The organism is Streptomyces hawaiiensis, from assembly GCF_004803895.1.
Classification (GTDB): Bacteria; Actinomycetota; Actinomycetes; order Streptomycetales; family Streptomycetaceae; genus Streptomyces; species Streptomyces hawaiiensis.
The window spans coordinates 6,567,316-6,588,725 of record NZ_CP021978.1 but is presented as its reverse complement, the minus strand read 5'-3'; the positions used below and the strand labels follow the sequence as shown (position 1 = coordinate 6,588,725).

The window sequence follows — 21,410 nt, the reverse complement described above, 5'->3', positions numbered from 1 at the left end:
GGGCACGGGCCGCAGGTCACTGCCGCGGGTGACTGCTGCCACGACTAAGTCCGCGCCGTGGTGTGCGCCTATCGAGCAGCCGAGCAGGCACCGGGAGAACAGGTCGCTGACTGTGGCGAGTTGGAGCTTGCCCTCCTCGGTAACGCTTGCGTCATGTCGACCGCGGTGAAGTCCCGCTTCACGAAGTCCGGTGCGGCTGACCGCTTGCCATCGACGTGGGCGCGGCGTACGACCGCTCCCGCACGAGCTACCCGGTCTGCCAGGGTGCCCTCGAGGGCTGCGTCTGCCTGGAGCACGGCGCCCACTGCCCCATCCGCCCCTGGGCTTGACCTGCATGGTCACAATCCAGTACGCGACCAACGAACTAGTCACCGGCCTCGGGGACGTCTTCTGACCGCTTGGTCCTACTGGCCCTGCGCCTCAACCGCGCGTCGGAAACGGCCGAGACCGACACCGCGAACGCCGACCAGGACCTTCGCGGGCTTGACAGCCAGTCGAACGAGCGCCGTGACGCCCCATCAGAAGCAGCGTCGAACGAACGTCAAGATATGCCCCCAACCGCCCCTCACGAAGCCGAGGCAGAGCGCTCATCGCCCGCACCCCGCTGCTCGAAGCAGCAGGTGAGGCATGTGGCGCGAGCCTGCGACGCACTCCACGCGATGGACTTCGGGAAACAAATCGAGCGTACCCGCCACGCCTGGACCATCCAGCAGAACCCGCAGGTCAGAGCCCCTCCGCGGCAGGCTCCAGAATCGCCACGCCCTCCACATGATGCGTCATCGGAAGAATGTCGCATCGGTAGACGCCTCGAGAATGCGCAGGTCAGGTGAGCTTTCTGGGACCCTTCGGCGGTCTGCTGAACGTCCGGAGCGTCAAATGAGCGTCACCGCTCCCCCACGATGACCGCGACGGAGGGGCGCCACCCACCCGACCAGACAAGACCAGACAAAAGATGAAGCTGCCGAGCCCGAGGCTCAGGGAATGCGGCAGGTTCTTGCTGTTGAGGCATCGAAGAGCGCTCCGCGTGGAAGGTGGTGCTCACGAGGCAGGAGAGGAGAGAAGTGGTGGACTGGACGCTGGACGAGGGATTCGAGACACCCGGAGGGGTGGTGCGGTGGGGGGCCTTGGGCAGCGGAGACCCACTCGTACTGGTGCACGGCACGCCGTACTCCTCCTTCCTGTGGCGCGACATCGCTCCCGCGCTCGCCCGTACCCGCACGGTCTTCTTCTTCGACCATCTCGGCTTCGGCCAGTCCGAGCAGCACGAGAGCCAAGACCTGAGCCTCGCGGCTCACTCAAGGAACTTCGCTCAGCTGCTCGACCACTGGGGACTGTCCCGCCCCAGCGTCGTGGCTCACGACATCGGCGGGGCGGTAGCGCTGCGGACCCTGCTGCTGGAGGAGAGGAACTATCGGGACCTGACCCTCTTCGACGCGGTGAGCGGCGGCGAGTGGGAGCGGGGACTGTTCCGGCTCTTCCTGGAGCACGAGGAAGTCTTCCGCAAGCTTCCGGCCTACGCCCACGAAGCGCTGGTCGCAAGCCATCTGCGGCACGCCACGCACGTCGGCTTCCGGCCGGGAATCCTCGACACGTTCCTCGCGCCGTGGCGGGGGGAGGCAGGGCAGCCGGCGTTCTACCGTCAATACAGCCAGATCAGGCAGGCGGACACGGCCGCGTACGAGCACCTGCTGGGCGGTGTGTCGATTCCAGTGCGGATCCTCTGGGGCCGTGACGACCGCATTCTCCCTCCGGAGTACGCCGAGTGGCTGCACGAACGCGTTCCGCACGCCGAACTGCACTGGATCGATGACGCCGGCCACCTCCTCCAGGAAGACGCGCCCGGCCAGTTGTTGGCCTGCCTGACATCTGGTTTCGCATCAGCCTGAGCTGCGGGGCGGCCGAGCGGCTGATCCGGCCCGAAGACACCCGCGAGCACGAACCCTCCTGTTCGGGGGCGCGCCACGGGTCTCACTGTCCGGCGGAACGGGACGGGTTCCGCCTGCCGTCGGCGTACAGGGAGCCGAGAAGGGCCAGGGCATGCGCGGAGGGGCTGCCCGGTTCGGCGTGATAGATGACGAGTTGCTGGCCCGGGGCGTCCCGGACGTCGAAAGACTGGTAGGTGAGGGCGAGAGGGCCGACATCCGGGTGGAGAAGTTGCTTGGCGTCCTGGGTCTTTCCGCGCACGGTGTGCTGCGCCCACAGCCGCCGGAATGCGGCACTGTGTTCGGTCAGTGTGCCCACCAGGTCTCGCAGACGTGGGTGCTCGGGGTCGAAGCCGCTCGCCTGGCGCAGATTGGCGACGGCGGCCTGGGCGGCCCGGTCCCAGTCTTGGTAGAACACCCGTCCGGCTGGGTCGAGGAAGGTCATGCGGGCCAGGTTGTCCGCGGGAGTGAAGGGGGCGTAAAGCGCGTCGGCCAGGGCGTTGGCGGCCAGGAGGTCGAGGGTGCGGCTCATCACGAACGCCGGGGTGTGCGGGTAGCCGTCCATCAGCTGACGCAGCGCGGGACCGACGTGCTCGGTGGTGTGGAGGGAGCCTTGGCCGTCCGGTGACACTCCGGCCAGGCGGCGCAGGTGGCCGCGGGCGTCCCGGTCGAGCAGGAGGGCACGGCTGAGCGCGTCCAGCACCTGTGGCGAGGGATGGCGCTCGCGGCCCTGCTCCAGCCGGGTGTAGTAGTCGGCGTTCACGCCGGCCAGGACGGCGACCTCCTCGCGGCGCAGTCCGGCGACCCTGCGTACGCCGTGACTCGCCATGTTGACGTCCTGTGGCCGCAGGTGGGTACGGCGCGCGCGGAGGAATCCCCCGAGATGGTTGTCGTCCATGGCCTCCAGGCTAGGCAGTGGCTCCGCTCTCTGCCTGGGTGTGCCGCACCCAGGCAGAGAGCACCCTGGTACACCCGCGATGACCTGCGCAGACTCGGTCGGGCAAGACACCCGCACCCACCGAGGAAGGCAATGTGATGACAGGCGATGCGCGGAGCGGCCGCGATTCCGGGCATGCCGACGTGGCCGGCATGTGGATGACCGCGGGCGGTCAGATCCGCCCAGGAGCTGTTGCCGGACGGGCGCTACGACGAGGACCGGGGAGACCGGCGCAGCGCGTACACCGGCCGGTACACGGTGACCGGCGACCACCTCGACTACGACGACACCGGCTTCACCGCCACGGGCGACATCAGGGACGGCGTGCTCCACCACGAACACCTCGTGCTCTACCGCGAGGACCGGACGGAGAAGCCCTCGTGAGAAGGCGCGCCGGCGTCCTCGTTTCTCACGCCCACGGAAACGGAGTCCGCCGCGGTGGGGGCCCCTGGCCGCCGCCCCGTCACATAAGGAAGGCAGAGCAATGAAGCAGACCGACGAGATCGCCACGGGCGCCGACGGAACCGGGGCCGTTGCGGAGGTCTGCCCGCCACCCGGCATGCCGGCCCTGCTGGTGCTGTGCGCGGCTCATTTCATGGACGCCATAGACCTTTCGGACGTGGGCGTGGCCCTGCCCGCGATCCAGCGTGACCTGGGCATGGCTTCGGGCTCCTTGCAGTGGGTCGTGTCCGCCTACGCCCTCGGCTACGGCGGGTTCCTCCTCCTGGGCGGCCGGGTCGCCGATCTGTTCGGCCGGCGACGCGCTTTCCTGACCGCGGTCGCCGTCTTCGGCGTGGTGAGCGTGCTGGGAGCGCTCGCTCCGACCGGTGGCGTGCTGGTCGTGGCGCGGCTGGTGAAGGGGGTCGCCGCGGGCTTCCTGGCCCCGGCGGCTCTTTCTCTGATCACCACCAATTGGCCGGAGGGTCCGCGGCGCGGCCGTGCCCTCGGCTGGTACGCCACCGCCGGCGCCTGCGGCTTCATCGGCGGACTCGTTCTCGGCGGCGTACTGACCGAACTGTCGTGGCGGCTGGTCTTCGCGCTCCCTGTGCCCATCGCTGTGGGCGCGCTGGTCGCGGGGCTGCGCCTGCTCCCGGCGGACCCCCGGGGCAGCGTTCGCGAGAAGATGGACGTTCCTGGCACGCTGACGGCCACCGGAGCCCTGGTGCTCTTGGTCTACGCCCTCACCCAGGCTCCGTCGCACGGCTGGGTGTCCGCCCGCACCCTCGTTCTCCTCTTCGCCGCGGCCGGTCTGCTCGGCCTGTTCGCGCGGGTCGAGTCCCGCACACGCAGGCCCTTGGTCCCGCTGTCCTTCCTCACCCGGCGCACGACCGCCGGCGCCAACCTGACGATCTTCGCCATGTGGGGCGCCTACACATCGTTCGCGTTCCTCGCCACGCTCTACCTGCAGAACGTGCTGGACTGGTCGCCGTTGCAGACCGCCGGTGCCTTCGTCCCGCTGGGCCTCGCCAACGGCGCGCTGGCGCCGTTCGCGGGGCGGCTCGCCGCCCGGTTCGGAACGCACAGGATGATCGCCGCCGGGATGCTGCTCCTCGCGCTGTCCTACGCGCTGTTCTTCCGGATCGGCCCCCACAGCTCCTTCCTCACCGTGGTCCTGCCCGTCATGGTCGTCAACGGGATCGGCACCGCGGCGACCTTTCCCGCGCTGAACATGAGCGCCGTGACCGGGGTGCCGGACCGTGACCAAGGGCTGGCGGGAGCCCTGCTCAACACCTTCATGCAGATCGGCGGTGCCGTCGTCCTCGCCCTCGTCACTGCGGTCGTCGAAGCCGGACAGCGCACGAACCGGGGTGACCCCCTGGGGGGCTACGGCCTCGGTACCGGCGTCATCGTCGCCACCGTGCTCTTCGGCCTGGGCGCCGCGCTCCTCATCCGGCACCGGCCCGACAGCCGGGACCACTGACGACGGCCCCCCTTTCGGCCACGAAGCCGTCCGTGACCGCGCACGGACCCCCGACCCGACCCCACCAGGGAGCACCCAAATGATATCCACGACCCCGTCCACCGGAGCCGCCGAGTTCGCCGGGAAGACGGCCCTCGTCACCGGCGCCGCACGCGGTATCGGCAAGGAGACCGCATCCCTCCTCCACACCCGCGGCGCACACGTCGTCGCCCTCGACACACGTCCCGAACTCGCCGTTCTCTCGGAAGAGTTGCCCGGGGTCGTGACCGTGACCGGCGACGTCACCGCGGAAGAATCCGCCACCCGGGCGGTAGGTGCCGCCGTCGACGCCTTCGGCGGACTGGACATCCTGGTCAACAACGCCGGACGCACCCTGAACAAGCCCGTCACGCACACCACTGCACGGGACTGGGACAGCGTGATGGACGTCAACGCCCGCGGTGCCTTCCTCTTCGCCCGCGAAGCCTTCCGGGCCATGGAGGAGCGCGGCGGCGGCGCCATCGTCAGTACCGGTTCGTACGCGTCCACGGTCGGCCTGCCCGAAGGGGTCGCCTACAGCGCATCGAAGGGGGCTCTCGCCCAGCTGACCAAGGTGCTGGCACTGGAGGGCGGCCCCCTGGGCATCCGCGCGAACCTCGTCGCCGCAGGCGTTGTCGAGACCGACTTCCTCGACACCTTCCGCCCCGACAGCCGCGCCTATCTCGCGTCCTTCGCGGACGTCCACCCCCTGGGCAGGGTGGCGCAGCCCCGCGAGATCGCGGAAGTCCTGTGCTTCCTGGTCTCCCCGCGGTCCGCCTTCGTCACGGGCGCCGTTCTCCCCGCGGACGGCGGCTTCACCGCCGCCTGATCCGTCGTCCGCCCGCGGACAAGCGACACGATGAGAACATTCGTTCCTTACGTAATGTGCTTTGTGCTTATGCCCGAGAAGGAAACATCCGAAGGGCGGGAATGATCATGCACACGCCGCTGTCCACGGAACGGGAACCGCGTGCGGAGATCCGGGCAGCCATCGTGCAGACGCTCGGCCCGGTCGCCGGCCCGGGCAGGTGAACAACCGCAGCTTCCGCCTGCTGGCGAGGTCCCCCGACTACCCGGCGCGACTACCGACCGCCTGGTGGAGCGCTTCGGCTCCCCTCAGCCTGAGCGCCGGCTCGGACGATCCCGCCCACGCGGCCGCCCGGGCCGGGGTGATCACTTCGATCGGCTACGGCGGCTTCGTCTGCGGCCCGCCGCTGATCGGGGCCCTCGCCGACCGGACCGAGCCAACCACTTGGCCTCCACGGCCCGGTGGCCAGACCGCCCGATGAGCGAAGTGGTCAGCTGTCGGGTTTCTTCGAGCGCCGCGGGGCGGCGGCCTGGGTGGGGCGAGCGCCGGCCTCGATCTGCAGGGCGTACACGGCGTTCGTCACGAGCTCGCGCGCGTATGCGGCGTCCAGTCGGCCGGGGCGGAAGAGGATGCGGTACATGATCGGCGCCACGACACGGTCGATCAGCAGTTCCGTTTCGGGCACCGGCTCCCCCCGCTGCACCGCACGGGCCAACACGGCGTCGATCTGCTCTGCGGCATACGCCGAACACTGACCGGCATTGGTGCCGTCGGGGTCGCCGAGCAGGGCGTCCCGGATGTAGGCGCGCCCGGGCGGTGAGGCCATCTCGTCGAGGAACTGTTCCGCCCACGCGTCGAGATCGGCCCGCAGGCTTCCGAGATCGGCCGGATCCGTTTCCGGGCGCAGTCGTTCGACAGCCACGTCGGACAGGAGTTCCTGCAGGTCGCCCCAACGACGGTAGATCGTGGAGGGGGTCACGCCCGCCCGAGTGGCCACCATCGGGACCGTGAGCGCGTCGCGGCCCACCTCCCCTACGAGTTCACGTACCGCCGCATGGACGGACTCCTGTACGCGTGCGCTGCGCCCGCCGGGGCGGGCCATGGGCTTGGGACTCATGCGATCCACCTTAATGCGAATTTGTTGCTTCTAGCCGATGGCCGGCGTCGGCGACCCGCAGGGCTACGTATCCGGGCGCCCGAGCACGGCGGACGCCCCTGCGGCGGCGCAACCGCATGTCGGCTGACACGTCCGCCCTCCCTCAGGCGGCGAGGGGAGCAAGCCGCCCCGCGCCGGCCACCGACTCCTCGTAGACCCGGCCCACACGGAGCACCGTCGCGTCGCGGAAGGGGCGCGCCATCAGCTGCATACCGATCGGCAGTCCGGCGCGGTCGTGACCGACCGGCAGGGTGAGGGCCGGGACGCCGGTGATGTTGGCGGGGGCACAGAGGCGGACGTAGCTGTCCGACACGGCCTCGGTCGTGCCATCGGCCCACTCGACGGCTTCCTGCCCCGCCTCGGCGGCGGTCATCGGCACCGTCGGCGCGGCGAGGACGTCGATTCCGTCGAACATGCGAGCCCAGGCGTCTCGCATCATGGTGCGGGCCCGTTGGGCGCGGAGGTAGTCGCCCGCAGAGGTGAGTTCGCCGGCCTCCAGCAGGATGCGAACGTCCGCCGCGTACAGGTCGGGGGTGGCCCGCAGCGACCGCTCGTGGTACGCCGTGGCCTCGGGAACCATGAGCCCCCACTGAACGGCCTGGATGTAGCGCGCCATCGGGATCTCGACGTCGACGAGCTCCGCCCCCAGCTCCGCCAGCCGCTCGATCGCGCCGCGTACGGACTCCTCGACCTCGGGCGTGACCCGGTCGAAGTAGTGGTTCCGCGGTACGCCGACCTTCAGTCCTCGCAGGTCGCCTCCCGGGAAGCGGTCCAGCATGGGGCCGGACACGCTCGCCGGGTCGCGCGGGTCGTGGCCGGCGGTCGCCGACAGCACCAGCGCGGCGTCCTGGACGGTGCGGGTGAGAGGGCCCACATGGTCCAGGGACCAGGACAGCGAGGTCACGCCGGATCGCGGGAGGAGGCCGTAGGTCGGCTTGAGGCCCACCACGCCGTTCAGGGCCGCAGGCACCCGGATGGAACCGCCCGTGTCCGTGCCCATGGCGAACGTCGCCCCGCCGGCGGCGACGGCTACCGCCGAGCCGCCGCTCGACCCTCCCGCGACCCGGCTGTGGTCCCAGGCGTTGTTCGTCTGCGGAGTGGTCAGGCCGTAGGCGAACTCGTGCGTGTGCGTCTTGCCCAGGAGGACGGCCCCGGCGGCGCCGAGCCGTTCGGCCACCCGACTGTCGCGTTCCGCCACGTGCCCTGTCCGGACGTGCGAACTCGCCGTGGTGGGTATCCCCTCAGCGTCGATCAGATCCTTGAGCGCCATGGGGATCCCGTGCAGCGGCCCACGCGGTCCGCTTGCGGAGATCTCCCGTTCGGCGCGGACCGCTGCGGCCAGGGCCGCGTCGGCGGCGACGGTGACGTAGGCGCCCAGCCGTTCTTCGACGGCGGCAATACGGGCGAGCACCGATTCGGTGAGTTCGACGGGGGACAGCTCCCGTGCGCGCACCGCACGGGAGGCTTCGGTCAGCGACAGCTCAAACGGTTGCATCGGCGTTCCCCTGTCCGGCTCGGTAGGAGGACGCGGGAGGGGTCTCGCCGAAATCGAGCTCGCGCAACGTGCTGATCACGGAGTGGATGTAGTTGGCCGTCATGGCCACTTCTTCATGTCGGCCGTCCCCGAGGGGGAGCCCCGCCCGCAGCGCCCCTCGGGCTGCCTCTTGGGGGGTGAGTTCGCTGGTCATGGCTTCCTTCCGGATCTGTGCGGCGCGACGGGCCGGGGCTGGTACAGGACCTCCGACCACCGTAAACGCGAATCATTTGCTTTAGCCGATCGTAGGACCTACGGTGCCTTAAAGCAAACCAATCGCTTTTAGTACGGGAAGGACCCTCATGCAGAGCGTCCCCGCGGGCCTCACGCCTCCCCGCACCTCCCCATCCGGACGCCTGCCGTTCGCATTGCACACCTCGATCCTCATCGCGCTGCTCGCCGCATCCAGCGCGCCGACCCCGCTGTACCCCCACTACCAGGCTCAGTGGCAGTTGTCGGCCCTCGACATCACGGTGGTCTTCAGCGCCTACGCTCTGGCACTCCTGATCGCGCTGCTGACGACCGGAACCCTTTCCGACCACGTCGGACGCCGCCCCGTGCTCCTGGGCGCGCTCGCGGTCCAGGTCGCCTCCATGGCACTGTTCGCGACGGCCGACGGCCTGACCACCCTGATCGGCGCCCGCGTGCTGCAGGGCATCGCGACCGGCGCGGCGACCGGTGCAGCGGGTGCGGCTCTCCTCGACCTGGAAGACCCCGCCCGGCCGGGGCGCCCCGCTCTGGCCAACAGCATCGCGCCGGTGACGGGCATGGCGGCCGGCGTCCTGGCAGCCACCCTCATGGTGCGCTTCGCCCCCGTTCCGGCGATCACGGTGTACGCGGCCCTGACCGCCGTGTTCGCCGCGCAGGCCATCGCCCTGGTCTCGACGTCCGAGACCGTCCGCCGCCGTCCCGGAGCACTGCGCTCGACGCGGCCCCACCTGGCGCTGCCGTCGGCGGCCGCCCACGCTCTCCTGCTCAACGGCGCCGGCGTCGTCGCCGTCTGGGCACTCGGCGGCTTCTACTCGTCCCTGGGGCCGGGCTTCACACGGCTCATCTCCCCCGACGGACCCGAATACGCCGGCGGACTGGTCTTCTTCACGCTGACGGCCGTCGCCGCCCCGACGGTGTACTTCACGCGCAGGATGCGTGCCGACGTCTCCTCTCTTCTTGGGAGCTGCGCGGTGATTCCGGCGGCCGTCCTGACCCTGGGTGCCCTCTATCTCGCCGACCCCGTACTTGTCTTCACCGGGGCGGCGCTGGCCGGGTTCGGCTTCGGAGCTGTCTCCCAGGGTGCGCTGCGCGCGGTCGTCGACTCGGTACCGGCCCGGGAGAAGGGGGGCACGCTCGCCTCCTATTACGTACTCAGCTACCTGGCGATGAGTCTGCCCGCCATCGGCGCCGGCGCCCTCACCGCCGGCTTCGGACTGCGTGCGGCAGCACTGGCCTATGCCGGCTACGTGGCCGTACTGGCGACCGTCGCAGTCGCGACGCTGACCGCGCCGCTGCGCAGTCGGCGCCGGACACCGTCCTCGGAGGCCCACTCCGGCCCGGCAACGAGCAACTACACATCGGCCTCACCCGACACACCCGCTCCAGATATCTCCGTCCTCGCGACCCATAAAAGGTAAGGAAAGTCGCCGTGTTCACCCCATCGCAGACGATTAAGTCCACCACTCCCCCCGCCTCTTCGTGGACGGTGGGCAACCACACCGTACGACGCATCGACGAAGTGGTCCTGCCCGCCCAGACCGGTCCGTGGCTGCTGCCCGGGGCAACCACCGACCTCGTGAGCCGGACTCCCTGGCTGAGCCCCGAATTCACCGACGAACAAGGCGTCCTGCGCCTGGCGAGTCACAGCTTCGCCGTCGAGGTGGACGGCATGCGGGTGCTGGTGGACACCGGCATCGGAAACGGGAAGCGGCGCGCCAACCCTGCCTGGCACAACCTGAACAGCGACTACGCAGCACGGCTACGGACGGCGGGCTTCGCGCCGGAGAGCGTTGACGTCGTGGTCCTGACCCACCTCCACGCCGACCACGTGGGGTGGAACACGCGTGCCGAGGGCGACGCCTGGGTGCCCACCTTCCCGAACGCGCGCTATCTCACCTCACGCACCGAGTGGGACTACTGGGCGGGTGTGGACATGGAGGAGGCGCGTCGGCAGATGTTCCGGGACTCGGTCCATCCTGTCCGGGAAGCAGGTCTGTTCGACCTCATCGATGTCGCGGACGAGGGCACGGACGTCGCGCCGGGCATCCGTCTGCTGCCCACCCCCGGCCACACACCGGGGCAGGTAGCGGTGGAACTGAGCAGCCGTGGCGAGACCGCACTGGTCACCGGCGACAGCATCCACCACCCGGTCCAGATGGCGCATCCGGAGCTCTGCAGCTGTGTGGACGTCGCTCCCGAACTCGCGGCCAGGACCCGGAACCAGGTGCTCGACTCACTGGCCGGTACGTCAACTCTCCTGCTTGGGAGCCACTTCCCGCCGCCGACCGCCGGACACGTGCGACGCGAGGACGGCGGGTATCGACTGGTCCCGGCTCCCTCGAGGGTCACGCCCATCGGCGGCTGAAGCGGATCGCAGCACCCGGGACGTGCCGCGCACCGAGTCGCACCGGTTCGTGCGGGTGACGTCCTGGGCGTCCGCGACCGGACGGCCCGGAAGCGGCTATGAGACTCCTCCGGCATGCGCTCCGTCGTCATCGATGGGGCCGGGGGAAGTTACGACCGATCACCGGCTTGCGCCCTTTGCGTAAGCCGGCTGTCGGCTGTCCCTCGTGGGCGACAGTCACGCCGACGCGTCGCGAACGAGGGCAACCTGCCGGCCCCACTCGCCCATCGCCGGCCGAGCAACGCGGCCCTGCTTCAGTCTCACGAATCGAGCGTCATTCGAGCGTCAAGAATGATGAATGCCCGTCGCCGACATCGTTCGTACGAATCCCGCCACACCCTGTAACCGCAGGTCAGGCGAGTTTGAACAAGCAGTGCGTCTGCCCGACCCGCTGTACGGAGGGAAACAGGTCGAACGACCCACCTGGTCCGCACAACCGCAGGTCAGGCGCCCTTTGCGGCAGGTTCAAGAATCGCCACGCACTCCACGTGCGACGTCATCGGAAACAGATCAAACGCCCGAAGCGTCCGCACCCGATACCCCCCATCCCGGAAGTACCCCAGATCCCGCGCCAACGCAGCCGGATCGCACGCCACATACGCGATCCGCCGCGCGCTCAGCGAGGCCAGATGCTCCACCGTCTTGCGGCCGGCCCCCGCGCGCGGCGGGTCGAGGACGATCAGGTCGACCTCCTCGATGCCCGTGCGCGGCAGCACGCTCTCGACCTTGCCCTGTTCGATGCGGACGCGGTCGAACTCGGCGAGGTTGTGCCGCGCGTCCTCCACCGCCCGCTTGCCGGACTCGATGCCGAGGACCGCGCCCTGGTCTCCGACGCGGTCGGCGAGGGCGCCGGCGAAGAGGCCGACGCCGCAGTACAGGTCGAGGGCCATGTCGCCCTTGCGCGGCAGCAGGCCCTGCATGACGGCGGTCACCAGGGTGTCCGCGGCCTTCGGGTGGACCTGCCAGAAGCCGCCGTTGCCGACGCGGTGCGTGCGGCCGTCCGCGCGTTCGCGGACGAAGGGGCGGCCGTGGACGCGGTGGACACCGCCGGAGCGCTCGTCCACGCGCAGGACGGAGACCGGGCGGTCCAGTTCGACCAGCGGGAGGCGCGCGCCCGGCTTCGGCGTGAGGATCACCTGGCGGTCCTGGGAGCCCGTCGCCGCGATCGCCTCGACGGAGTCCATGCCCGTCCAGACCCGCTTCTCGATGCCCAGCTCGCTGACGCCCTCCGCGGCGATCATGCAGTGGTCGATCGGCTCCACCTCGTGGGAGCGGTGCCGGCGCAGGCCCGCCCGGCCGTCGGCGGTGACGGCGTACTGGACGCGGGTGCGCCACGCGGGGACCTGGCCCGCGGGCACCTTGTCGCCCTCGGCGGGCAGCACCGTGCCGTCCCAGCCGGCCTCCTCCGGGGTGAGCCCGGCGAGGTGCTGGAGCTGTTCGGCGATGACGTCGGCCTTCAGGCGCCGCTGCGCGCCCGGCTTGGCGTGCTGCCAGTCGCAGCCGCCGCAGCGTCCGGGGCCGGCGAACGGGCAGGGCTCGTCGATCCGGTCCTTGGAGGCGTCGAGCACGGTCACGGCGTCGGCGCGCAGGAACCGCGCGCCCTCCTCGCCCTCCGTCACCCGCGCCACGACCCGCTCACCGGGCAGCGCGTGCCGTACGAACAGCACCTGGCCCTCGGACGTGCGGGCGATACAGTGACCGCCGTGGGCGACGGGGCCGATCTCGACCTCGTACTCCTCCCCCACCAGCGATTTCCTCGGTTCTGCCTGCATGGCGGGGTGACTCCAAAGCGCGTGAGGGGCAAGGGCCGAACGGATGCGGCCGGACAACAGCCCACCAGTCTACGTGGCTGTCACCCGGCCGTTTCACACGAGCCGTCGGCTCACGACTTGTGCTCGGTGGACTCCTTCGAACGCACCTGCGCGGGACCGCGCCGCACCGACCCCGGCGCGTTCCAGTCCTGCTGCCTGCGGGCCCGCCGCTTGGCCGCCTCGGAGGACTGCAGCTGGTACGGCACCGAGGTGACCATGATCCCGGGCGTGAACAGCAGCCGGCCCTTCAGCCGCAGGGCGCTCTGGTTGTGCAGCAGGTGCTCGTACCAGTGGCCGACGACGTACTCGGGGATGATCACGGACACCGCGTCCCGTGGCGATTCCTTGCGCAGGCTCTTGACGTACTCGATGATCGGCCGCGTGATCTCGCGGTAGGGCGAGTCCAGGACCTTCAGCGGTACGTCGATGCCGCGGCGCTCCCACTCCTCGCGCAGGGCCTTGGTCTCCACCGGGTCGACGTTGACGCTGAGGGCCTCCAGGGTGTCCGAGCGCATCAGCTTGGCGTAGGCCAGAGCGCGCAGTGCCGGGCGGTGGATCTTGGAGATCAGCACGACCGAGTGGACGCGGGAGGGCCGTACGCTGTCGTCGCTCGGGCCCTCGGGGGCGGCGATCTCGGCGGCGACCCGGTCGTAGTGCTTACGGATGGCCGTCATCGTCGCGTAGAAGATCACCATGCCGAGCAGGGCGACCCACGCGCCGTGCGTGAACTTGGTGAGGAGGACGACGACCAGCACGAGGCCGGTGAAGAAGGCGCCGAAGGCGTTGATGGCGCGGGAGCGGATCATGTGGCGGCGCTTGGCCTGGTCCTTCTCGGTGGCCAGGTGGCGGTTCCAGTGCCGGACCATGCCGGTCTGGCTGAGCGTGAAGGACACGAACACGCCGACGATGTACAGCTGGATCAGGCGTGTGGAGTCGGCGCCGTAGATCCCCACCAGCAGTCCGGCGGCGCCGGCGAGGAGCACGATGCCGTTGGAGAAGGCCAGCCGGTCGCCGCGGGTGTGCAGCTGGCGCGGCAGGTAGCGGTCCTGGGCGAGGATCGAGCCGAGCAGCGGGAAGCCGTTGTAGGCGGTGTTGGCGGCGAGGAACAGCACCAGCGCGGTGGCGGCGGCCAGGACGATGAACAGGATGCTGTCCGCGCCGAAGACGGCCTCCGCGACCTGTGCGATCACCGGGTGCTGCACATAGTCCGGGCCGAGCGGGACGCCGTTGTGGACGAGGTCCCTGGCCGGGTTCTCGGCCATGCGGACGTCGGTGGCCGCGGCCAGCGCGATGATGCCGCAGAACATGGTGACGGCCAGCAGGCCCATCGCCGCGAGGGTGGTCGCGGCGTTCTTCGACTTGGGCTTGCGGAAGGCCGGGACGCCGTTGGAGATCGCCTCGACGCCGGTGAGGGCGGCGCAGCCGGAGGAGAAGGCGCGCAGCAGCAGGAAGAGCAGGGCGAAGCCGGCCAGGCCCTGGTGCTCGGGCTTGATGACGTAGTCCGCCGTCGGTGCCCGCATGGTGTCGTCCAGGACCAGTCCGCGGAAGGCGCCCCACGCGATCATGGTGAAGACGCCCGCGACGAAGATGTACGTCGGAATCGCGAACAGCGTGCCCGACTCGCGCACACCGCGCAGGTTCATCAGCGTCAGCAGCACGATCACACCGATCGCGCAGGCGACCTTGTGCTCGACGACGAAGGGGATCGCGGAGCCGAGGTTCTCGATGCCGGAGGAGATCGACACGGCGACGGTGAGGACGTAGTCGACGAGCAGCGCGCTGGCGACCGTCAGGCCCGCCTTGGGACCGAGGTTGGTGTTCGCGACCTCGTAGTCGCCGCCGCCACTGGGGTAGGCGTGCACGTTCTGCCGGTACGAGGCGACCACGGTGAACATCAGCACGACGACCGCGACGGCGATCCACGGGCTGAAGTGGTACGCCGTCACACCCGCGATCGACAGGACCAGCAGGACCTCGCCGGGCGCGTACGCAACGGAGGACAGCGGGTCGGAGGCGAATACGGGGAGTGCGATGCGCTTCGGCAGGAGCGTTTCGCCCAGCCGGTCGCTGCGCAGTGCGCGCCCGATCAGGATCCGTTTGGGCACGTCGGTCAGTTTGGACACAACAGAGGATCGTAGGCGTTCGATTGCGGGGTCGCCCACCCGCCACCCCTCATCGGCGTTCCGTCTGCTCTCCGAGTGAATTCACAGGCCCGTGCGGCTGCGGATTCCGCAGGTCACTCGCTTCCCATGCCTATATGACTAAGCCCTGTCCGTCTCACGGCCGTTGCCGCCCCTGGAGGTCCCATGCACACCCCCGCCCAGCTGATCGGCGCCGCGGCCACCCTCGTCGCCCTCGGAATCCTGACGCTGGCGAGCGTGCGCAGCATCAGCCGCCGCAAGGACGTGTCGCCGGGGGCGCGCTAGGAGTGCGGGGCGGCCCCCGGTTGCCCGGACCGTTCCAGCCCCGCCACGCCCGCGCTCAGTTCCTCCCGTCCGATGGCGGCGGCCCGGGTCGACGGGATCGTGCAGGCGTAGGCGCCGGCCACCGTGCCGTGCAGGGCGCTGCGGTGGGGTGGGGCGCCGTGCAGCCAGGCGTGGAGGAACGCGGCGGCGAAGGCGTCGCCCGCGCCGTTGGAGTCGACGACCGGGGCCGGGGGTGGGGCGGCGGGTACGTGGGTGAGGTCTCCGTCGGCCAGCAGGTACGCCCCGTCCGCCCCGGCCGTGGCGACGACGATCCGGGCCCTGCCGCGCTCGGTGATCCGCCGCATGGTCCGCTCCGGGTCGGTCAGGGCCGTGCTGGACAGGAAGACCAGGTCGGCCTGGTGGGCGAAGGGCTCGTGGTAAGGGTTGGAGCCGTCCCAGTCGTGCAGGTCGGTGGAGATCGTGAGGCCGGCCTCACGCAGGTCGGGCAGCGCGTGGGCGCACGGCTGGGTGATGACGACGTGGGCGTGCCGACTGGCGGCCGCGAGTGCGCGCACCGTGGCCTCGGGCAGCCGGTCCGTGTCGGCGGCCCGGGTCGCGTCGTAGAGGGACAGCCGCCTGCCGTCGGGGCCGACAAGGTTCACCGCGCGTTTGGTGCCGAGCGGCTGCGGGACGGCGGTGAGCCCGATGCCGTGTTCCTGGTGCAGCGCCCGGACGAGGTCGCCCTCGGGGTCGTCGCCGAGCAGGTCGAGGTGGTGCGTGCGCAGGCCCAGCGCGCTCGTCCCGAGTGCCACGAAGTCCCCGCTCTGGCCCGCCCGCGTCACGATCCCGGGCCGGATCATGTGGCTGTCCGCGAACGGCACGGGCAGCTCGGGCACGTGCACGATCGTGTCCACACCCGCGCCGCCCAGCACCAGGACGTCGATCTCGTGGCTCATGGCCTTCCGTTCCCCCGCACGTCGTCCACCGAAGGGCCCTGAGAGCCCATGGCCTGATTCCACCGGCGCCCCGGGAGGTGCCCCGGGGCGTTCGGCCTCAGCTCCTGGTCTGCGCTTCGATGCCGTCGAGCAGCAGCCCCAGCCCCACGGTGAAGCTGGTGTCCCAGTCCGCATCGCAGATGTAGTTGTTCGCCGCGACGGTCGGGTACTGGTCGCGCCGGCTTTCCAGGTACTCCTGTCCCCGCCTGGCGTCCTCGGCGGAGAGCTGAAGGCTGGACTGCGTGGCGGTGGCACCCATCACGTGGTTGTACAGCGCCCACGTCGCGGCGTTGAGCCGCTTGCCGGTCAGTCCGGCACGCACCAGACCGGACTGCAGGAACTCCATCCAGGCCAGGAAGTTCGGCCCCATCAGGGGCCGTTGCCGCGCGGGCAGGGTGGCCGCCCAGGGGTGCCGCAGCATCGCCTGCCGCCAGGTATTGACCAGCACCACGATGTCGTCCCGCGGATTCTCGGCGCGCTGGTCCGGGAGCGAGGTCTCCCCGAAGATGGCGTCGACCGCCAGGTCGATGACGTCACCCTTGGTCGCCACATGCCAGTACAGGGTCGTGGCACCCACCTGAAGCCGTTCGGCCAGGTGACGCATGGTGAGCCGGTCCATCCCCTCCTCGTCCAGCAGGGCGACCGCGGCCTGGACGATGCGTTCCCGCGTCAGCGGTGGTTCTCCCTTGTTGCCCCGCGGGGAGCGCAGCCAGACGTTGCCGATCCCGGCACCGGCCTGCCCCCTCGAGCGTTCCTTGCCCGCTATGACGTCCACCTCCGGATCCACGCGGCTCACCCCCGAGGGTGCACATCGCGTCACTGAGTGTTCGGGGCGAGTCTTGCACGCCGGGGCCCGCTCCCCGACGGCGAGCAAGCGGTAGGGTCGTCTTCACTAGACCAATGTTCGAGTCACCCGACCATCGTACGAGAGGCCGTGCCGGACATGAAGCAAGAAGTCCCGTTATCCCCTGAGTCCAAGAAGCGCTGGTGGACCCTCCCGGTCGTCAGCCTTGCCCAGCTGATGGTCGTGCTGGACGCCACCATCGTGAACATCGCACTCCCCTCGGCCCAGGAGACCCTGGGCATGACCGACACCGACCGCCACTGGGTGATCACGGCCTACGCCCTCGCCTTCGGCGGTCTGCTGCTTCTGGGCGGGCGCGTGTGCGGCGCGATCGGCCACCGGCGGGCCTTCGCCATCGGCCTGGTCGGCTTCGCGCTGGCCTCCGCGCTCGGCGGCGCGGCGGGCAACACCGGCACCCTCTTCGCGGCGCGTGCCGGGCAGGGCGTCTTCGCCGCGCTGCTGGCGCCGGCGGCGCTGTCGCTGCTCATCCTCACGTTCACCGACGGGCGCGAGCGCGCGAAGGCCTTCGGTGTCTTCGCCGGTGTCGGCGCGGGCGGAGCGGCCCTCGGCGTCGTGGCGGGCGGGCTGCTCACCGAGTACGCCACCTGGCGCTGGTGTCTCTACATCAACATCCCCATGACCGCGATCGCCCTGATCGGCGTCCCGCTCGTCCTGCGCGACCGCCCGGGCGGCAACCTGCGCGGCCTGGACGTTCCCGGGGTGCTGCTCAGCGCCGCCGGCCTCGTCTTTCTGGTCTACGGCTTCACCCGCGCGGAGCCCCACGGCTGGGGCGATCCGACGGTGCTCGCCCCGCTCATCGGCGGTGTGCTCCTGCTGGCCCTGTTCGTGCTGGTGGAGGCCAGGACGCGGCATCCGCTGCTGCCGCTGCGGATCCTGTTCCACCGAGTCCGTGGCACGGCGTTCGTCTCCGTGTTCCTGATGTTCGCCGCGATGTTCGGCTTCTACCTGTTCGTGAGCTACTACACGCAGACCATCCTCGGCTACTCGCCGGTCAAGGCGGGCATGACGCTGCTGGTGAACGCCGTGAGCACCACGGTCGGCGCGCTGCTCATCGCCGGCAGGCTGCACCGCCGGACCGCCCCCGACGTCCTGATCGCGGGCAGCCTGCTGTCGTCCGCCGCCGGGATGCTGATCCTCACGCAGCTGGAGGTGGGCAGCTCCCACGTGTTCGCGGTGTACCTCACGCCGTCCATGATCCTCACCGGCATCGGTCTCGGCTGCCTGCTCGCGACGGCGACGAACACGGCGACCGTCCGGCTCGACCCCGCCGAGGCGGGTGTCGCGTCGGCGGCGTACAACACGGTGCAGCAGGTGGGAGCCGCGTTCGGCACCGCGCTGCTCAACTCCATCGCGACGAGCGTCACCACGTCGTACCTCGAGGACCACGGGAACGGCACGGACTCCGTCAGCGCCGGGACGGTGCAGGGCTACACCGTGGCACTCTGGGCGGCCTTCGGCATCCTCGTGGGCGGCGCTCTCCTCGTCGGCCTCCTCTCACGAGGCGGATCCCGAACCTCCCGTCCTGAAGCGGTGGTCGAGACGACCCGCTGAGGCCGGCCCGCCCGACGGAGGAGGGACCAGCCGAGTTCCCGCTGCGCGACGCCCACCGGGGCCTGGGCCCTGCGAGACCCGAGGGTCCTGGTGGGTCCCCCCGGCCTTGCCTATACGTTGGACACAGGCGATCGGCCGGGCGTGCGGACACCGAACGGGATCACACCCGGCGTTCCCCGGCATGATGGTGCCTGGCGGCCCGCACAGAAGGCCGCGAAGTGCTGCCCGGCGAGCCGAGAGAGAGACATGAGCAGAACACTGACGCAGGCCGGAAGGTCTGCGGGAAGCGTGGTGTGAGGCCATGCACATCGTCATCATGGGTTGCGGACGGGTGGGTTCCGCGCTGGCCCAGAACCTGGAGCAACAGGGGCACACGGTCGCCGTGGTCGACCAGGACCCCACCGCCTTCCGCCGGCTGGGCTCCTCGTTCGGCGGCCGCCGGGTCACCGGTGTCGGCTTCGACCAGGACACCCTGCGCGAGGCCGGCATCGAGGAGGCCGGCGCCTTCGCCGCCGTCTCCAGCGGTGACAACTCCAACATCATCGCCGCTCGTGTGGCCCGCGAGATGTTCGGCATCGAGAACGTCGCCGCCCGCATCTACGACCCCCGCCGCGCGGAGGTCTACCAGCGTCTGGGCATCCCCACCGTCGCGACGGTCCGCTGGACGGCCGACCAGATGCTGCGCCGCCTGCTCCCCTCCGGCGCCGAGCCGCTGTGGCGCGACCCCACCGGCGGCGTCCAGCTCGCCGAGGTGCACACCTCCGCCGCCTGGGTCGGCCACAAGATCAGCCGGATGCAGGAGGAAACCGGCGTGCGCGTCGCGTTCCTGACCCGGCTCGGCGAGGCGGTCCTGCCCACCTCGCAGACGGTGCTGCAGGAGGGCGACCTGGTGCACGTGATGATGCGCACCGACGAGGTCGACAAGGTCGAGGCGGCGTTCGCCAAGGGTCCCGAAGAGGAGGGCGGTCACTGATGAGGGTCGCCATTGCCGGAGCCGGCGCCGTCGGCCGCTCGATCGCGGGCGAACTGCTGGAGAACGGCCACGAGGTCCTGCTGATCGACAAGGCGCCGACCGCCATCTCGGTCGAACGCGTCCCGCAGGCGGAGTGGCTGCTCGCCGACGCCTGCGAGATCACGTCCCTGGACGAGGCCGCGCTCCAGCGCTGCAACGTCGTGATCGCCGCGACCGGCGACGACAAGGTGAACCTGGTCGTCTCGCTCCTCGCCAAGACGGAGTACGGCGTCCCGCGCGTCGTCGCCCGTGTGAACAATCCCAAGAACGAGTGGTTGTTCAACGAGTCCTGGGGCGTGGACGTCGCCGTCTCCACCCCGCGTCTGATGTCGGCCCTGGTCGAGGAGGCGGTGAGCGTCGGCGACCTGGTCCGTCTGCTGCGCTTCAGCCACGGCGACGCCAACCTGGTCGAGCTGACCCTGCCGGAGGAGTCGGCGCTGGCCGGCACGCAGGTCGGCGACGTCGAGTGGCCGCAGGACACGTCCCTGGTGACGATCATCCGCGGCAACCGTGTCCTGACCCCCTCCCGGGAGGACTCCCTGGAGGCCGGCGACGAACTCCTCTTCGTGGCCGCCCAGGCCCGCGAGGAGCAGCTGGAGGACCTGCTGTCGGTACGGCGGAACGCGGCGAGCTGAGCGCGTCCGCGCGGGAGCAAGCGGAAGGGGCGTCCCGAGTGTTCGGGACGCCCCCTTCGTCAGCTCTGGGGGTTCACTGCTCGGCGGACCGGGCGGCAGCCTGCCGCTCTCGCTCCTCGGCCGCCTTCTCCTCCGCCTCCATCTCGGCGAACACGTCGATCGGCGCGGGCGCCTTCGCGAGGAACACCCACGTCAGGTACACCGCGAGCAGGAAGGGCGGGATCTTCAGAGCGACCAGGACCCAGCCCAGCTGGGTGGTGTCGGCCCACCAGTACAGCGGGAAGAGGATCGCGCACTTGGCGAGCAGGATCGCGCCCCAGGCGTAGCTGGCCTTCGCGTACGCCTTCTTGCGGCCCGGGTTCCGCGTGCGCCAGGAGAGGTTCTCCTTGAAGACCGGGCCGAGGATCAGCCCGATCAGCGGCGCCCCGCACAGGGTGGTGATGATGTAGGCGAGGCCCAGACCCAGCGTGTAGAGCATGCCGGGCAGGTAGAAGTCCTTGGCGTTGCCGGTCATCATCGCGAAGACGACACCGAAGGCCACGCCGAAGACACCGCTGAAGGCGTGCTTGACGGTGTCCTTCATCACCAGCCGGACCGCGACCAGCACCAGCGACACGGCCAGCGCCGCGATCGCCGACAGATGCAGGTCCTTGTTGATCGTGTAGATGGTGACGAAGAGGAGGCCGGGCAACACCGTCTCCACCATGCCCCGCACGCCGCCGAACGCCTCGAACAGGGCGGCCTCGGTCACCGCCCGGGCGTCGTCCGCAGATGTCTCTTCGGTCGGCTTGTCGAGCGACGTCACCGGCTACTCCCGTCCGAGGGGTCTCAGTTCGTACTTGGGATTGAACAGCACCCTGCGGCCCCGGCTCATCGAGATCCGGCCCGACGCGATCAGCTTGCGCCCCGGCTCTATCCCCACGATGGAGCGCCTGCCGAGCCACACCACGTCCAGCGCGGCGGAGCCGTCGAACAGCTCGGCCTCCAGGGCCGGTACTCCGGCGCGCGGCCGAAGGGTGACCGTGCGCAAGGTACCAGTAACCGTCACTATCTGGCGGTCCTGACAGTCTCCGATCCGGATGCAGCCGGCCGTCTCGCTGTCTTCGCGCAGTTCCTCGGACTCCAGGTCCTCCTGCGACGAGGAGAGCCGGTCGAGCATGCGCCGGAAACGGCCCACCGGCTTTTCGGATCGGGGAACAGCACTCATGTCTGAAGCGTACCGGGGC

19 protein-coding genes and 1 pseudogene are annotated in these 21,410 nt (G+C 70.2%); 10 read left to right on the top strand and 10 right to left on the bottom strand.

Annotation, left to right across the window (positions count from 1 at the left end):
- Positions 1 to 1,064: 1,064 nt before the first annotated feature.
- Positions 1,065 to 1,886 carry an alpha/beta fold hydrolase gene (locus tag CEB94_RS30380; protein WP_175435207.1) on the top strand — a complete coding sequence of 274 codons (822 nt, stop codon included), beginning with the start codon at positions 1,065 to 1,067 and terminating at the stop codon, positions 1,884 to 1,886.
- Positions 1,887 to 1,968: 82 nt separating this feature from the next.
- Here the strand turns inward: CEB94_RS30380 and CEB94_RS30375 are convergent, their stop codons facing one another.
- A complete protein-coding gene (locus CEB94_RS30375) occupies positions 1,969 to 2,820 on the bottom strand; it encodes a helix-turn-helix transcriptional regulator (protein WP_175435206.1) in 852 nt (283 codons plus the stop codon).
- Between the two features lie 137 nt (positions 2,821 to 2,957).
- Here CEB94_RS30375 and CEB94_RS30370 point away from each other — a divergent pair.
- The 4 genes and pseudogenes from CEB94_RS30370 to CEB94_RS41140 all read left to right on the top strand — a co-directional run bounded on the left by CEB94_RS30370 (position 2,958) and on the right by CEB94_RS41140 (position 6,087).
- A pseudogene (locus tag CEB94_RS30370) lies at positions 2,958 to 3,243 on the top strand (Atu4866 domain-containing protein).
- A gap of 100 nt (positions 3,244 to 3,343) precedes the next feature.
- Entirely contained in the window at positions 3,344 to 4,780 is a 1,437-nt protein-coding gene (locus tag CEB94_RS30365; RefSeq protein WP_175435205.1) for an MFS transporter, read from the top strand.
- A gap of 79 nt (positions 4,781 to 4,859) precedes the next feature.
- Positions 4,860 to 5,627: an SDR family NAD(P)-dependent oxidoreductase gene (locus CEB94_RS30360; protein ID WP_175435204.1), complete on the top strand. Its 768-nt coding sequence runs from the start codon at positions 4,860 to 4,862 to the stop codon at positions 5,625 to 5,627.
- A 199-nt stretch (positions 5,628 to 5,826) separates the two neighbouring features.
- Positions 5,827 to 6,087: a hypothetical protein gene (locus tag CEB94_RS41140; RefSeq protein ID WP_246111952.1), complete on the top strand. Its 261-nt coding sequence runs from the start codon at positions 5,827 to 5,829 to the stop codon at positions 6,085 to 6,087.
- Positions 6,088 to 6,096: 9 nt separating this feature from the next.
- Here CEB94_RS41140 and CEB94_RS30350 read toward each other — a convergent pair whose 3' ends face one another.
- From CEB94_RS30350 to CEB94_RS30340, 3 genes are all read right to left on the bottom strand, one after another.
- The gene (locus CEB94_RS30350; RefSeq protein WP_175435203.1) at positions 6,097 to 6,723 is read right to left on the bottom strand and encodes a TetR/AcrR family transcriptional regulator; all 627 of its coding nucleotides are present in this window, start codon (positions 6,721 to 6,723) and stop codon (positions 6,097 to 6,099) included.
- Between the two features lie 142 nt (positions 6,724 to 6,865).
- Complete coding sequence (locus tag CEB94_RS30345) at positions 6,866 to 8,257, bottom strand: amidase (RefSeq protein ID WP_175435202.1); 1,392 nt, start codon at positions 8,255 to 8,257, stop codon at positions 6,866 to 6,868.
- Positions 8,244 to 8,450: a hypothetical protein gene (locus CEB94_RS30340; protein WP_031089454.1), complete on the bottom strand. Its 207-nt coding sequence runs from the start codon at positions 8,448 to 8,450 to the stop codon at positions 8,244 to 8,246. The genes CEB94_RS30345 and CEB94_RS30340 overlap by 14 nt, the downstream gene beginning before the upstream one ends.
- Positions 8,451 to 8,598: 148 nt before the next feature.
- On the opposite strand from CEB94_RS30340, the gene CEB94_RS30335 reads away from it, so the two are divergent.
- Together CEB94_RS30335 and CEB94_RS30330 are read left to right on the top strand one after the other, a co-directional pair.
- Positions 8,599 to 9,924 carry an MFS transporter gene (locus tag CEB94_RS30335; RefSeq protein WP_175435201.1) on the top strand — a complete coding sequence of 442 codons (1,326 nt, stop codon included), beginning with the start codon at positions 8,599 to 8,601 and terminating at the stop codon, positions 9,922 to 9,924.
- A gap of 11 nt (positions 9,925 to 9,935) precedes the next feature.
- Positions 9,936 to 10,871, top strand: coding sequence for an MBL fold metallo-hydrolase (locus CEB94_RS30330; protein ID WP_246111951.1), 936 nt, complete (start codon positions 9,936 to 9,938; stop codon positions 10,869 to 10,871).
- A 482-nt stretch (positions 10,872 to 11,353) separates the two neighbouring features.
- Here CEB94_RS30330 and CEB94_RS30325 read toward each other — a convergent pair whose 3' ends face one another.
- The 4 genes from CEB94_RS30325 to CEB94_RS30310 form a co-directional block, all read right to left on the bottom strand.
- Entirely contained in the window at positions 11,354 to 12,682 is a 1,329-nt protein-coding gene (locus CEB94_RS30325) for a class I SAM-dependent RNA methyltransferase (protein ID WP_175435200.1), read from the bottom strand.
- Positions 12,683 to 12,792: 110 nt separating this feature from the next.
- A complete protein-coding gene (locus tag CEB94_RS30320) occupies positions 12,793 to 14,844 on the bottom strand; it encodes an APC family permease (protein ID WP_175435199.1) in 2,052 nt (683 codons plus the stop codon).
- A gap of 299 nt (positions 14,845 to 15,143) precedes the next feature.
- On the bottom strand, positions 15,144 to 16,082 hold the full coding sequence (locus tag CEB94_RS30315) for a PfkB family carbohydrate kinase (protein WP_175435198.1): 939 nt from the start codon (positions 16,080 to 16,082) through the stop codon (positions 15,144 to 15,146).
- 97 nt (positions 16,083 to 16,179) lie between these two features.
- Positions 16,180 to 16,908, bottom strand: coding sequence for a TetR/AcrR family transcriptional regulator (locus CEB94_RS30310; protein ID WP_175435197.1), 729 nt, complete (start codon positions 16,906 to 16,908; stop codon positions 16,180 to 16,182).
- Between the two features lie 156 nt (positions 16,909 to 17,064).
- On the opposite strand from CEB94_RS30310, the gene CEB94_RS30305 reads away from it, so the two are divergent.
- From CEB94_RS30305 to CEB94_RS30295, 3 genes are all read left to right on the top strand, one after another.
- Positions 17,065 to 18,537 carry an MFS transporter gene (locus tag CEB94_RS30305; protein WP_246111950.1) on the top strand — a complete coding sequence of 491 codons (1,473 nt, stop codon included), beginning with the start codon at positions 17,065 to 17,067 and terminating at the stop codon, positions 18,535 to 18,537.
- A 301-nt stretch (positions 18,538 to 18,838) separates the two neighbouring features.
- The gene (locus CEB94_RS30300; RefSeq protein ID WP_175435196.1) at positions 18,839 to 19,510 is read left to right on the top strand and encodes a potassium channel family protein; all 672 of its coding nucleotides are present in this window, start codon (positions 18,839 to 18,841) and stop codon (positions 19,508 to 19,510) included.
- A complete protein-coding gene (locus CEB94_RS30295; protein WP_142158687.1) occupies positions 19,510 to 20,184 on the top strand; it encodes a potassium channel family protein in 675 nt (224 codons plus the stop codon). Before CEB94_RS30300 ends, CEB94_RS30295 begins: the two co-directional genes overlap by 1 nt.
- A 73-nt stretch (positions 20,185 to 20,257) precedes the next feature.
- Here the strand turns inward: CEB94_RS30295 and CEB94_RS30290 are convergent, their stop codons facing one another.
- Together CEB94_RS30290 and CEB94_RS30285 are read right to left on the bottom strand one after the other, a co-directional pair.
- On the bottom strand, positions 20,258 to 20,989 hold the full coding sequence (locus CEB94_RS30290; protein WP_175435195.1) for a DUF3159 domain-containing protein: 732 nt from the start codon (positions 20,987 to 20,989) through the stop codon (positions 20,258 to 20,260).
- A gap of 3 nt (positions 20,990 to 20,992) precedes the next feature.
- A complete protein-coding gene (locus CEB94_RS30285; protein WP_175435194.1) occupies positions 20,993 to 21,391 on the bottom strand; it encodes an OB-fold nucleic acid binding domain-containing protein in 399 nt (132 codons plus the stop codon).
- Positions 21,392 to 21,410 lie beyond the last annotated feature (19 nt).